The organism is Pirellulales bacterium (assembly GCA_035939775.1).
GTDB lineage: Bacteria > Planctomycetota > Planctomycetia > Pirellulales > DATAWG01 > DASZFO01.
On record DASZFO010000227.1, the window covers coordinates 1 to 12,049 of the forward strand.

At 61.6% G+C, this 12,049-nt stretch carries 13 protein-coding genes; 8 read left to right on the forward strand and 5 right to left on the reverse strand.

The genetic code is table 11. The annotated features are described in order from the left end of the window. Both VGY55_14130 and VGY55_14135 read left to right on the forward strand, forming a co-directional pair. Positions 1 to 208: CrcB family protein (locus VGY55_14130; protein ID HEV2971107.1), on the forward strand; the 208-nt coding region annotated here is incomplete at its 5' end. A 70-nt stretch (positions 209 to 278) separates the two neighbouring features. Next, positions 279 to 1,052, forward strand: coding sequence for a DUF190 domain-containing protein (locus tag VGY55_14135; GenBank protein HEV2971108.1), 774 nt, complete (start codon positions 279 to 281; stop codon positions 1,050 to 1,052). Positions 1,053 to 1,124: 72 nt separating this feature from the next. On the opposite strand, the gene gmd is transcribed toward VGY55_14135, so the two are convergent. Further along, a complete protein-coding gene (gmd, locus tag VGY55_14140; protein HEV2971109.1) occupies positions 1,125 to 2,150 on the reverse strand; it encodes a GDP-mannose 4,6-dehydratase in 1,026 nt (341 codons plus the stop codon). Positions 2,151 to 2,270: 120 nt separating this feature from the next. Next, positions 2,271 to 3,233, reverse strand: a complete 963-nt coding sequence (locus VGY55_14145; GenBank protein HEV2971110.1) for a GDP-L-fucose synthase — start codon at positions 3,231 to 3,233, stop codon at positions 2,271 to 2,273. Between the two features lie 352 nt (positions 3,234 to 3,585). On the opposite strand from VGY55_14145, the gene VGY55_14150 reads away from it, so the two are divergent. The 6 genes from VGY55_14150 (at position 3,586) to dnaB (ending at position 8,214) form a co-directional block, all read left to right on the forward strand. Continuing rightward, positions 3,586 to 4,215, forward strand: coding sequence for a 50S ribosomal protein L25 (locus tag VGY55_14150; protein HEV2971111.1), 630 nt, complete (start codon positions 3,586 to 3,588; stop codon positions 4,213 to 4,215). Positions 4,216 to 4,368: 153 nt separating this feature from the next. After that, positions 4,369 to 4,926 (forward strand): aminoacyl-tRNA hydrolase, encoded by a 558-nt coding sequence (gene pth / locus VGY55_14155; protein HEV2971112.1) that lies wholly within the window; start codon positions 4,369 to 4,371, stop codon positions 4,924 to 4,926. A gap of 11 nt (positions 4,927 to 4,937) precedes the next feature. Then, on the forward strand, positions 4,938 to 5,384 hold the full coding sequence (gene rpsF, locus VGY55_14160) for a 30S ribosomal protein S6 (protein ID HEV2971113.1): 447 nt from the start codon (positions 4,938 to 4,940) through the stop codon (positions 5,382 to 5,384). 68 nt (positions 5,385 to 5,452) lie between these two features. Further along, positions 5,453 to 5,962 carry a single-stranded DNA-binding protein gene (gene ssb / locus VGY55_14165; protein HEV2971114.1) on the forward strand — a complete coding sequence of 170 codons (510 nt, stop codon included), beginning with the start codon at positions 5,453 to 5,455 and terminating at the stop codon, positions 5,960 to 5,962. Between the two features lie 124 nt (positions 5,963 to 6,086). After that, positions 6,087 to 6,665 (forward strand): 50S ribosomal protein L9, encoded by a 579-nt coding sequence (gene rplI, locus VGY55_14170; GenBank protein HEV2971115.1) that lies wholly within the window; start codon positions 6,087 to 6,089, stop codon positions 6,663 to 6,665. Positions 6,666 to 6,795: 130 nt separating this feature from the next. Further along, entirely contained in the window at positions 6,796 to 8,214 is a 1,419-nt protein-coding gene (gene dnaB / locus VGY55_14175; protein HEV2971116.1) for a replicative DNA helicase, read from the forward strand. A gap of 126 nt (positions 8,215 to 8,340) precedes the next feature. Here dnaB and VGY55_14180 read toward each other — a convergent pair whose 3' ends face one another. The 3 genes from VGY55_14180 to zwf all read right to left on the reverse strand — a co-directional run. Continuing rightward, positions 8,341 to 9,405, reverse strand: a complete 1,065-nt coding sequence (locus VGY55_14180; GenBank protein ID HEV2971117.1) for a tRNA-dihydrouridine synthase — start codon at positions 9,403 to 9,405, stop codon at positions 8,341 to 8,343. A gap of 141 nt (positions 9,406 to 9,546) precedes the next feature. After that, the gene (locus VGY55_14185) at positions 9,547 to 10,794 is read right to left on the reverse strand and encodes a YkgJ family cysteine cluster protein (GenBank protein HEV2971118.1); all 1,248 of its coding nucleotides are present in this window, start codon (positions 10,792 to 10,794) and stop codon (positions 9,547 to 9,549) included. Between the two features lie 108 nt (positions 10,795 to 10,902). Then, positions 10,903 to 12,049 (reverse strand): glucose-6-phosphate dehydrogenase (gene zwf / locus VGY55_14190; protein HEV2971119.1); only part of this gene is annotated, 1,147 nt, incomplete at its 5' end.

Genomic DNA, 12,049 nt, shown 5'->3' on the forward strand with positions numbered 1-12,049 from the left:
CGGCGGCGAGTGGTTCACTCGCGATCACCTTCGACTATTGTTCGCCGTTGGGCTGGCCGGCGGCTACACGACGTTCTCATCGTTCGAGTGGGAAAGCTACGACCTGATTCGCGACAATCAAAGTTTGTTCGGTACAATCTACGTTGTCGGCAGCGTGGTGGTCGGATTGATCGCCTTGCGGATTGGCGTGGCGCTGGGGAGGATTTGAGAAGTGTGTTCCTCACGCGCGGTCGTGGGGTTCTTTCCTCGCGAAGCGTGGGGAGCACCCGTGCGAGCCCATGAAACTCGAAGGCGAACAAGTCCTGCTGCGGGTCCATTTGCGAAACACCGACCAATGCGGTTGGCGAAACGCGGCCGATGCGCTCATTGAACTGGCCCGCAGCGACGATATGGCCGGGGCAACGCTTGTGCGCGGCATTTACGGGCTCGATCTTCGGGGAAATCTACTGGAATCCGGGCGCTGGTCGTTGGTCGAGCATGTGCCGATCATCGTCGAGGTCGTCGATAGCCGGCAGAACATCGGCCGCTTCCTGGGCCACGCGACGGAGATCATTCCCGAGGGAATCATTACTCTCGAGCGGGCTCATGTCATGCTCTATCGCGCGAGCGCCGCGGCGGCCGCGGAGGCGGGAATGCGGTTGGACCTGCCCGAACCGATTGCCGAACTTTCGACCGTTCCATCCGAGGAGGATTTTGTCATGATGAAAATGAGCGAGGAGGGGCAGCTCTTGCGGGTGTTCATCGGCGAGTCGGACGTCTGGCATGGCGAGCCGCTCTACCGCGCGATCGTCATGAAAGCCCGCGAGCTAGGGCTCGCCGGAGCGACCGTGCTGCATGGCACGATGGGCTTCGGGGCGAACACGCGCGTTCACACCAGCCGCCTCCTGGACCTCTCGACCGATCTGCCGATCGTGGTGGAAGTCGTCGACGCGGCGGCAAAGATCGCCCAGTTGCTGCCGTTCTTGGACGAGACCGTCGACGAAGGGATGATCACGGTCGAGAGCGTGCGCGTGCTGAAATATCGGCATAGTGCCGCGGCCTCGAAGGATTGAGCCGCCAGGACGCCAAGAAGAAGGGACCCTAAGAACTCTTGGCGTCCTTGGCGTCTTGGCGGTTAATCACCTTTATGCCGCCAATCGCACCGAAAGCGCGCGCTCTTCGCGGGCGATGCTCCAGTCGTATTCGACCATCAGGCTGACCAATTCGCGAAACGTCGTGCGCGGCTGCCAGCCGAGCAGCTCGCGGGCTTTCGACGCGTCACCGAGCAACAGATCGACTTCGGCCGGCCTGAAATAGCGCGGATCGACCACCATGTGGTCCTGCCAGCGCAGACCGAGATGCTCGAAGGTCAACTCCAAGAACTCATGAACGCTGTGCGTTTCGCCGGTTGCGATTACGTAGTCGTCCGGCTCGTCCTGCTGGAGCATCAGCCACATCGCCTCGACGTAGTCTTTGGCATAGCCCCAATCGCGGCGGGCGTCGAGATTGCCGAGATACAGCTTCTGCTGCAGCCCTTCGCGGATGCGGGTTGCCCCGCGAGTGATTTTGCGGGTGACAAACGTCTCGCCGCGCCATGGTGATTCGTGGTTGAACAAAATGCCGTTCGAGGCGTGCAAGCCATAGGCCTCACGGTAGTTCACCGTCTGATGAAAGCTGAACACTTTCGCACAGGCATAGGGGCTGCGCGGATGGAACGGCGTGGTTTCGCGCTGGGGCGACTCGACGGCCTGGCCGAACATCTCGCTCGATGAGGCCTGATAAACGCGCACTTCGCGATGCCGCTTCAATTGCCGGGCGGTCTCCAGAATCCGCAGCGTGCCGAGCGCATCGACGTCGGCCGTGAATAGCGGCTGGTCGAATGATACCCGCACGTGACTCTGCGCCGCCAGATTGTAGATCTCATCCGGCTCGATCGAGAGGACCAGATTCATCAGGCTCGTGCCGTCGGTCAGATCGCCGTAATGAAGGAACAGCCGGGTGCCGGCCTCATGCGGGTCCTGATAAAGATGCTCGATCCGCTCGGTGTTGAATGTGCTCGCGCGGCGGACCAGGCCGTGGATTTCGTATCCCTTGGCCAAGAGGAACTCCGCCAGATAGGAGCCGTCTTGGCCGGTGATGCCGGTGATCAGGGCGCGTCGCGGAGAGGTCATTTGCAGTTAACGGTCCGAGTTGCCGTGCATTGGGCACCTGTCATTTAAGGATTCGCGATCTTCGACCTTTAGTTCGCAAGCGAACCGGCTAACGATTGACCTCCGTCCTCCGAACATTGCTCACGCGGCGCGGGGCAGCGCCGCGGCCTGTCGATCGGCTTCGTACCAGGCGACCGTCTCTCGCAGGCCATCGGGAAAGCGAGTCGTGGCTTGAAATCCAAATTCCGCCAGCGCTCGGCTTGTGTCGAGGCAGCGCCGCGGTTGGCCGTCGGGCTTCGTCGCGTCCCAGCGGATTTCACCACCGTAACAGCAGGCACGGCAGACCAACTCCGTCAACTCGCGGATCGTAATCTCCTCGCCGGAGCCGATATTGACCGGCTCGGGCTTGTCGTAGAGTTCGGTGGCCGCGGCAATTGCGCGAGCGGCATCACGGACGAATAGGAATTCGCGCGACGCACTGCCCGTTCCCCAGACTTCGACGAATGGTTGCTTCGCTTCGCGGGCTTCAATCGCCTTGCGAATCAGCGCGGGAATCACATGGCTCGAATCGGGATCGAAGTTGTCGCCCGGCCCGTAGAGGTTCACCGGCAAGAGCGAGATGGCATTCATTCCATACTGCTGCCGATAGGCTTGAGCCTGCACGAGCAGCATCTTTTTTGCCAGACCGTAAGGAGCGTTCGTCTCTTCCGGATAACCGTTCCAAAGATCGTCTTCGCGGAACGGAACGGGAGTATGCTTGGGGTACGAGCAGATCGAACCGATCACGACGATCTTGCTCACCTTCGCTAGCCGGGCCTCTTCGAGAAGCTGAACGCCCATGATGGCGTTTTCGTAGAAATAGCGGCCTGGATTAGCCCGGTTTGCTCCAATCCCGCCGACCACCGCCGCCAAATGCACGACCACGTCGGGCCGCGTCACTCGAAACAGCCGGCGAACCGCCTCGCGGCGGCGAAGATCGTATTCATAGCTTCTCGGCGCCAGAATCAAGCTCGGGCGATAAGCATCCAGCGCCTGGCAAACCTCGCGCCCCAGGAAACCGGCGCCGCCAGTCACAATCACTCGCTTTCCCGCAAGCAGTCCCATCGGATCCGTCCAGGGGATTAAGGCAGATTACCGCAATGAAACGCGGGAGTCAGTAGCTTCGTGCAGCAGCCCCGCGGGCCATAAGAGTCTTAAAAATGGGCGATCCCGGCAAGGTCAGTTTTCCGCTGAGACGGAGCGCGGCAGTCGATCGTTTGAGTCGATTTCCTGTGTGGACTACCAGAAGCTAGTGGCAAAATTTGTGCGAGCCGGGGTTGAATTCCCGGCCGATTCGGGCACAATACTTGATTCGCCGCGGCCTATTTCGGCCGAGGCTGATTTAGTGGAAGCGGCGTTTCGCCGCTTCACGGTGCGCGGCGGGACGCCGCGCCTACGCTTTGAATCGGGGATGACCATGGCCGAAGTGTTAAACGTCGAGGTTCGCAAGTCCTATGGCAAGCGGCATGCCAAGCGGCTCCGCAACGGAGGGGCGATTCCGGCCGTGCTGTATGGCCATGGGGAGCAGACGGTCAGCTTGGCCGTGTCGCGCGACCAGTTTGCGACCGCAATGCGGCATGGGAGCCGGCTAGTCGAACTCAAAGGAGGCGTGAACGAGAGCGCCCTGATTCGTGACCTGCAATGGGACACCTACGGCACGGGCGTACTGCACATCGACTTCACCCGGGTCTCGGCTGACGAGCGGATTGAAGTGACCGTGCCGGTCGAGCTGCGTGGCCAAGCCCCGGGAGCGCGGCAAGGGGGCGTCGTCCAGCATTTGGCGCACGAAATCAAGATCGAGTGCCTCGCCACCGCGATCCCCGACAAAATTCAGCTCAACATCAATCACCTGGAAATTGGTGGCTCGGTGACGATCGGGCAATTGGAGTTGCCGCAGGGAGCGAAGCTTTTGAGCGATCCGGATGCGGTGGCCGCACAGTGCGTCGAGCCGGCCGCCGAGGTGGAAGAGGCTGCCGCCACGACCGAAGGCGCGGAGCCGGAAGTGATTGGACGCAAGGCCGAGACGGAGGAAGAGGAGGAGAAGTGAGGTCGGAGGTCGGGGATCAGAGTTCACACGGTTGGAGTTCAGCCTTTGCGCTGTTGCTCGCAGGCTAAAGCCTGTCTTCGACCCTGAGGCTCAGACCCGAAGGGAACTCCAACTCTCGATCGGAGGTCGAAATCATTTCTTCCCGTTGCATTCATGAAATTGGTTCTCGGGCTAGGGAATCCGGGGCGTAAATACGAGGGGACCCGACACAATGTGGGATTCGCCGTGGCGGCGGAATTGGCTCGCCGCCATGCGACGGGCCGGCCGAGAACCGGCTTTCAAGCAGAATTGATCGAAGCGGATTTGAGCGGCCAGCGGGTGCTGTTGCTATTGCCCCAGACGTTTATGAACTTAAGCGGCACGAGCGCCTTGGCGGCCCGCGATTTTTACAAACTGCCGAACGAAGATCTGCTGGTCGTGTGCGATGATTTCAATCTGCCGCTGGGAAAACTAAGGCTGCGAGGCCAAGGCTCGGCCGGGGGCCAAAAGGGTTTGGCCGATATCCTTCGCCGTTTGGGAACGGAAGATGTGCCGCGGTTGCGGATCGGAGTCGGGCCAGTTCCGACAAGTTGGGATCCGGTCGATTTTGTCCTCAGCCGGTTTACGAAGAACGAATTGCCGGAAATTGATTTGAGTGTCATGCGAGCGGCCGACGCCGCGATTGTCTGGGCGACCGAGGGGCTGCAAGAAAGCATGAATCGGTATAACTAAGGAGCATTGTCTTGAGCGAGAATGTTTACGAAGGTATGTTCATTCTGGATTCCAACCGCTATGGCCGCGATCCGAGCGGTGTGAGCGGGCAAATCCCCGAATTGATCCAGCATCACGGCGGAAAAGTGCTGGCGAGCCGGCTGTGGGAAGAGCGGCGGCTGGCTTTTCCGATCGGCAGCCATCGCAAGGGGACCTACTGGCTCACCTATTTCAAGCTCGAAACGGGCCAGATGTCCACGTTGCGACGCCAGATCCAGTTGAACGAGAATGTGGTCCGTTCGCTGATGTTGAAGGTCGATCCACGGATCGCCGATGCGCTCGTGACGCACGCCCTCACGGGCACCGGCCCGGTCGCCGAGCAGCGGCGGGCAGCCAAGGCGGCCGAAGAAGCCGCGGCGGTGCCTAAACTGCCGATCGAAGTGGAATTAGAAGTGCCGGAGTTGCCGGACGAAGAATGATGTGATAGCTTGAACGGCGTTGAACGATACGTTTGTTCATTGAATCGCTCGGGCAGGAGACTTCCGTTATGGCCAGCTACAACCGCGTCATCTTAATGGGCAACTTGACACGCGACCCGGAGTTGCGCTATATCCCCAGCGGCACGGCGGTGACTGACATCGGGCTGGCAGTGAACGATCGCCGCAAGAATGCCAGCGGGGAATGGGTCGATGAAACGACGTTCGTCGATGTGACGCTCTGGGGCCGGACGGCCGAAGTCGCTTGCGAGTATCTCAGCAAGGGATCGCCGTTGTTTATCGAGGGCCGGCTCAAGCTCGACACTTGGGAAAAGGATGGCAAGAAGAATTACAAACTGCGCGTCGTTTGCGACCGAATGCAGATGGTCGGTGGCAAAGGGGGCGGTGGAGGCGGTGGAGGAGGAGGTCGTGGGGGCGCCAGTCAAAGCACTCCGGCCCACGATGAATCCGAGGCCGGTTTCGGCGGCGGTGGCGGTGACTACTACGAAGAAGCGCCAGCCGGCAATGCCGCTCCCAGCCGCTCCGGCGGCACCGCCCCGAACGACGACATTCCATTTTAATCCGTCGCTCTCTCTCTGTTTGGGAGGCGGCAGCCTGCCGTGAGCTTGCCGAACGGGGGTGAGGGTCATTGCAGCCCCGTATCGGCCCAGGTTCATTCCAAGCATCAAATAAAACAAATCTCCTATGCCAGAAACGATTTCGAAACAGCGTACCCACAAGCATTCTCGGCGGCTCAACCGCGGTCCTCACGGCGGCATCGAGCTGCTGCTGGTCCAATCGGTCGATCACCTCGGCAAGCAAGGCGAGGTCGTCGAGGTGAAGCGCGGCTACGCGATCAACTACCTCTTGCCGCAGGGGTTGGCCACGATCGCCACCGATCATCACAAGCGAATGGTCGAGAAGCATCGCGCTCGGTTGCTGGCGATCCAGAACGAGCGGCTGGCCAGCTTGCGGGATTTTGCCGATCAATTGGGACGGCAGAGCATCACGATCGAAGCCAACGCCAACGACGAAGGGCATCTCTACGGCTCCGTCGGCGCACCCGAAATCGTCAAGGCCCTCAAGCAGCACGAGTTCACGATCACTGCCGACCAAGTTCGCCTCAAGGGCCCGCTCAAGGAGTTGGGCCTCTACACGGTCCAAATCCATCTCGGACAGGAAATCGAAGGGGAATTGAAGGTCTGGGTCGTGCCGATGGTGGCTGTCGATCAGGAGCCTGCGGCCGACGCGAAGGCCGAGGCGAAGAGCCCGCCGGCGAAGTGAACGTAGCAGGCACACTCTGCGTGCCGTCCGCCGTTTCCCGTCGCGCATTGGGAGCGTGACCACCGCGGACGTTGCGGCACATGGAGTGTGCCCACCACGTTAGGCAATCTTTCCACGGAGGGTCGGTTTGATGGCCACAGTTCAACGCATCGACGATCGCGCCGCGACTCGCCGCGCGGTTTCCACAGAGATTCTCGATCGCCAGCCTCCCTGCAATCTCGACGCCGAAAAGGGAGTGCTCGGCAGCATCATGCTGTTGCCCGAGGTCTGCGATGAAGTCGCTCTGATCGTCCGCCCGCACGATTTCTACGACGAGGCAAACCAAAAGCTCTTCGCCCACATGCAGGCGATCCACGACGCCGGGCGAAAGGTCGATCTGACTCTGCTCGTGGAGCGGCTCAACTCGTCCGGCGATTTCGAGTTGATCGGCGGGGCCGGCTATCTGGCGGAAATCACCCGCTCCGTGCCTCACGCCGGCAACGCTGTACATTACGCAGGCATCGTCCGCGATAAGGCCACGCTGCGGTCGCTCATCCATGCCAGCACGGACATCCTCCGCGACGCCTACGACGAATCCGGCGAAGCCCGCGAAATGCTCAGCCGGGCCGAAGAGAAGATTTTCTCGATACTTGGTGCTAACGGCACGGGCCGAACTGAAACGATCAGCGACGTCCTCCATAAAGCCATGGAGCGGATTGATGCTCGCATGCGCAATCAGCACATGCAGGGAGGCATCGAGACGGGCTTTACGGAAGTCGATTCGCTCACAGGCGGACTCCACAACTCGGAATTGGTGATCTTGGCCGGCCGCCCAAGTATGGGAAAAACCGCGTTAGCAATCAATCTCGCTGAATACGTGGCGATCGACCTAGGGATTACGGTGTTATTCGTCAGCCTGGAGATGTCGTCGCTCGAACTGGCCGACCGATTGCTGTGTTCACGCGCGCATGTCGACAGTCGCCTGCTTCGAAACGGTCACATATCCCAAGAGGACCGTCGAAAGCTGGTTGAACGCGCCGGTGAGATCAGTCAATCGCCACTTTTTATTGATGACACTCCCAGCCGAAACATGACCGAGATTGCTGCCACCGCCCGGCGATTGAAGCGAAAAAACAAACTCGGTCTGGTGGTGATCGACTATCTCCAATTGATTGATCCCGACAATCCGCGCGACCCGCGGCAGGAGCAGGTCGCACGGATCACCCGGCGGCTCAAGGGGATGGCTCGTGAACTCGACGTGCCCGTGCTCTGTCTGGCGCAGTTAAATCGGCAAGCCGAAGTGGCGAAGGAGAATCGTCCGCGGCTCAGTCACCTGCGCGAATCGGGGGCGATCGAGCAGGACGCGGACCTGGTGATGTTCGTCCATCGCGATGAGTATTACGAGACGAACGAGGACAAAAAGAGAGACGTCGCGGGCCAGGCCGACATCGTCGTTGCCAAACAGCGCAATGGCCCGACCGGCGATATCAAGCTTGCGTGGCTCAGCAAATTCACTCGGTTCGAGAACCTGAGTCACAAGCCCTACGACGAATTCGCGCCGTTCGCTTGATAGTGCCTGACAACTTCGGCCACGGGGTGGGCGGGGCCGGAGGCGCGGCCGACGCCCCCCAGAATCGCCAGCCGGGGCTTCCCTTCCGTCCACTCCCGGCCACCCGTCGTCCGCGCGATAAGTATCTCACGCCGCTTCGCAATCGGCCGTTTCGTCGACTTCCATCTCCGGATGCCGGCCGGGGAGGTCTTCAGCGAAGAAGGCATCGAGCGCCTGTCGCCATTGGCCGGCCTGGCGGACGGAAACGAAGGCCTCGCGGACTTCGAGCGATCGCGGGTGCAGCCGCGAATACTTGATCCCGAACTTGCGCATCTGCCGGCAGCAGACCTCGGGGCCGTAGATTTGCTCGGCCAACCGATAATGTTCGGCGATCACGTCGCGCTGCTCGAACAGGCCCGGCGGATCGGGCAGCGGTAGTCCGGCGGCGAGCGCTCGCGTCTGATTGAATATCCACGGATTGCCGATCGCCCCGCGGGCGACCGTCACTCCGTCAACGCCGGTGTGCCGGATCATGTCGAGGCAGGCCTGCGGCGTGAACAGGTCGCCGCTCCCGAGGACGACGCGGCCTCCCGCGTGCCGCTTCACCTCGCGCAAAAAATCCCATGAGCTGGGACCGACGTAGCGCTGCTCGACGGTGCGGCCGTGCACCGTGATCGCTGCCGCGCCGCGGGCGAAAGCGCCGTCGAAGATCGTGAAGAACCGCTCGCGGCTCTCTTGGCTGTCGTCGATCCCGCGGCGCATTTTCACGGTGACGGGAATCGGCGCGGGGACCGCCTCGCGCACGCGGCCGACAATCTCAAGCGCCGTTTCGACCTGGCCCAGCAAATATCCGCCGCGGCAACGGCCGAGCACCTTCTTCACCGGGCAACCGAAGTTGATGTCGATCACATCGAACCCCGCCGCCACCAGGCGCAGCGCCGCCGGACCAAAATCATCCGGATTGGCCCCCATCAACTGCCCGCCCACCGGATGCTCTTCGTCGGAAACTCGCAGCCGCCCTTGGTTCTTTCGCGTGTGACTCGCTTCGATCAAGAATTGGTCGAGCAGCACCTCGCAGAGCGTGTACGGAGCGCCGAGCCGCCGCGCGATCACGCGCATGGCCCAATCGCTATAGCCCGAAAGCGCCGCCTGCACGACGGGAAAATCGAGTGCAACGCTGCCGAGACGCAAATTGCCGAGAGCGGAATCCATGATGCCGATTGTCGATGTCGCGGATGGGATGGTCAAGGGCGGCAGTGTAGGCATCGCGGACCGGCGGTTGGAGTTCAGCCTTTAGGCTGCGGTTGGCGGATAAAGCCTGGACTCCAACACTCGAAGCGCGACGAGTGCGCTTCACCGCGCGTACCACGCTACGAGCCGCTGGAGCTGCCCTTCTTGGGCCAGCGTGTTCACGCGGCGGCGATGTCGAGCGCCGACTAGCGGCGTGTAACCTTGCGATCGATCGAGGCAACCGATGATCGGGATGATCTCGTCGCTCTTGCGTTCAGCGCCGGAGGCCCAGCGAAAGAGCCATAGTGCGACGGCAAACGACAGCGCCGCCGCCCGATAGCCGTCGACGAGCGACCATCCTCGATAGCCGAGCGCCGCGTAGCGCCACGAGGCGATGAGCGATTCAAAATAGGCGTCTAGCGGAGTGAGCACGTCGGGACTCAGCGCGCCGAGCGGTGCTTCGAGGTCCTCGAACGTCTCGGCGCGAAACCCCGCGACCAACTGCGGCAGCTTGCCTTTACCGCGGGCAAGCGCCCAAGCCGCGCGACCAAGTCGCAGTCGCTCGCGCCAACTCGGCTGGGCCGCGGAGCGCGGGTGCGGGCGAAGATACTCGCCGCCGGCTTGCCGGAACAGAGCGGCGGCCCATTTCGCCGGCGCCGTTCGCTCCGAAAACCAGCGACCCGCCCCTTCCAGCGCGGCCGCCTCGAAGATCGACATCAATTCGGCAAACTCGGGGCCCTTGAGCGAACGGAGCTTGCGCCCGCGGCAGTCGACGATCAACTGGCAGAATTGCAAGCCATGAATCCAGCGGCGCACGAGCGGAAAGCGGCGATCAGTCATCAGCCGCTCGATCCCCCCGGCGACGCGGCGCGCGTCGTGCCAATCGCGCGAAAGCCCTCGCACAATCGGCGGCGGCGACTGGCCCCCGATCTCGGCTAACTCGGGCGCGACGAGCTTTTCCACCGCGGCGGTGTGTTCCGAAAGCGGCCGCCCGCGATTCTGGGCGGCCGAGGGGCAGCTCCGCCTCGTGGTCAAAATCGCGGCATTCTCGACCGGCACGACTTGCAGCGGAAACGTCTTGCAAATCCGCGGCTTGGCGTCGTAGCCATGAATCTCATGGATTCGACAACGTCCCAGCGCAGTTAGAAACACGCAACCACCGTCGGGTCGTTGCACGAGCGTGTAGGTCTTGTTCACCAGCCCGTGACTTACGACCGTTCGCACGCCGCGATAATCGGGGTCGTCCTCCCATCGCTGCGCCTTGAGTCGAGCCAGATCGTCGTCGTCCAAGCGGATGATATTGCCGTAACAGCAAACGCCGCAGTTATGGCAATCCCATTGCTCGAGGATGGGGAGCGTGCGAAGCGGCATGGCGATTTTGGATTTTGGATTGTGGATTGCCGATTCTCGATTACGCGCAAGCGATTCGCAACGGCACCTCGCGCTACCAATCGAAAATCGGCAATCCAAAATCCAAAATCAAAGCACCGGGCAGGCGTCGAACCACGACCGGCCCTGGGCGTCCATCCAGTCGGCCGCCACCGACGGGCCCCAAAGCCCGGGCTCATATTTGAGCATCTCAGGCCGGCCCTTCTCGCGCCAAGCCGCGAGAATCGGGTCGATAATTCCCCAGGCGGCCTCGACTTCGTCGGCGCGGGCGAACAGGCTCGCGTCGCCGGCCATCGCATCCAAGAGCAGCCGCTGGTAGGCCTCCGGCATGGTGCCGTGGAACTCGCGCGCAAAGCTGAAATCGAGATCGGTCAGCCGAAGCTGCATTCCGGCGTCGGGCACTTTGGTTTGAAAATGAAGCTGAATCCCCTCGGCGGGCTGCACCTGAATCACCAGCCGATTGCCTTCCTGGTTGAACCGCTTGCCGCCGCCAAACATCATATACGGCGGCTCGCGGAACTGGATCACGATCTGAGTGGTGCGGCACGACATGGCCTTGCCGCTTCGCAAATAGAAGGGCACTCCCTGCCAGCGCCAGTTCTCGACCGCCAGCTTCAAGACCGCGTAAGTGGCCGTTTGGCTGTCGGCGGCGACGCCCGGCTCTTTGCAATATCCGTCGTATTGCGCCCGTAGCGTGTCGCGGCAAACCTCCTCGGGCGTCGGCACGCGGATCGCCTGCAACACCTTCACCTTCTCGTCGCGCACGGCGTCGGCCTTGAACCGCACTGGGGCTTCCATCGCAGTGATCATCAAAAGCTGCAGCAGATGGTTCTGGAACATATCGCGGAGCACGCCCGCCTTGTCATAGTATTCCCCACGACGGCCAACCGGCACCTCCTCGGCCACGGTGATTTGCACGTGGTTGATGTAGTTGCGGTTCCAGATCGGCTCGAAGATCGTGTTGGCAAACCGCAGCACCAACACGTTCTGGACCGTCTCTTTGCCGAGATAATGGTCGATGCGATAGACCTGCTTTTCGGAAAAGACCTTATGCACGGCAGTATTGAGCCGTTGGGCGGAGGCCAGATCGGTGCCGAACGGTTTTTCGATGACGATCCGCCGCGTGCCCCCCGATTCGTCGGCCAGACCGGCCGCCCCCAATTGCTCGGCCGCCTGCTCGTAAAACTGCGGCGCGGTGGCCAGATAATAGAGTCGCGTGGTTGCCGTCCCCTTCTCC

Bases quoted from the DNA above. Each gene is read 5' to 3' on its own strand.
- VGY55_14135 (HEV2971108.1), top strand. From the start codon at position 279: ATGAAACTCGAAGGCGAACAAGTCCTGCTGCGGGTCCATTTGCGAAAC.
- gmd (HEV2971109.1), bottom strand. From the start codon at position 2,150: ATGACCTCTCCGCGACGCGCCCTGATCACCGGCATCACCGGCCAAGAC.
- VGY55_14145 (HEV2971110.1), bottom strand. From the start codon at position 3,233: ATGGGACTGCTTGCGGGAAAGCGAGTGATTGTGACTGGCGGCGCCGGT.
- VGY55_14150 (HEV2971111.1), top strand. From the start codon at position 3,586: ATGGCCGAAGTGTTAAACGTCGAGGTTCGCAAGTCCTATGGCAAGCGG.
- pth (HEV2971112.1), top strand. From the start codon at position 4,369: ATGAAATTGGTTCTCGGGCTAGGGAATCCGGGGCGTAAATACGAGGGG.
- ssb (HEV2971114.1), top strand. From the start codon at position 5,453: ATGGCCAGCTACAACCGCGTCATCTTAATGGGCAACTTGACACGCGAC.
- rplI (HEV2971115.1), top strand. From the start codon at position 6,087: ATGCCAGAAACGATTTCGAAACAGCGTACCCACAAGCATTCTCGGCGG.
- dnaB (HEV2971116.1), top strand. From the start codon at position 6,796: ATGGCCACAGTTCAACGCATCGACGATCGCGCCGCGACTCGCCGCGCG.
- VGY55_14180 (HEV2971117.1), bottom strand. From the start codon at position 9,405: ATGGATTCCGCTCTCGGCAATTTGCGTCTCGGCAGCGTTGCACTCGAT.
- VGY55_14185 (HEV2971118.1), bottom strand. From the start codon at position 10,794: ATGCCGCTTCGCACGCTCCCCATCCTCGAGCAATGGGATTGCCATAAC.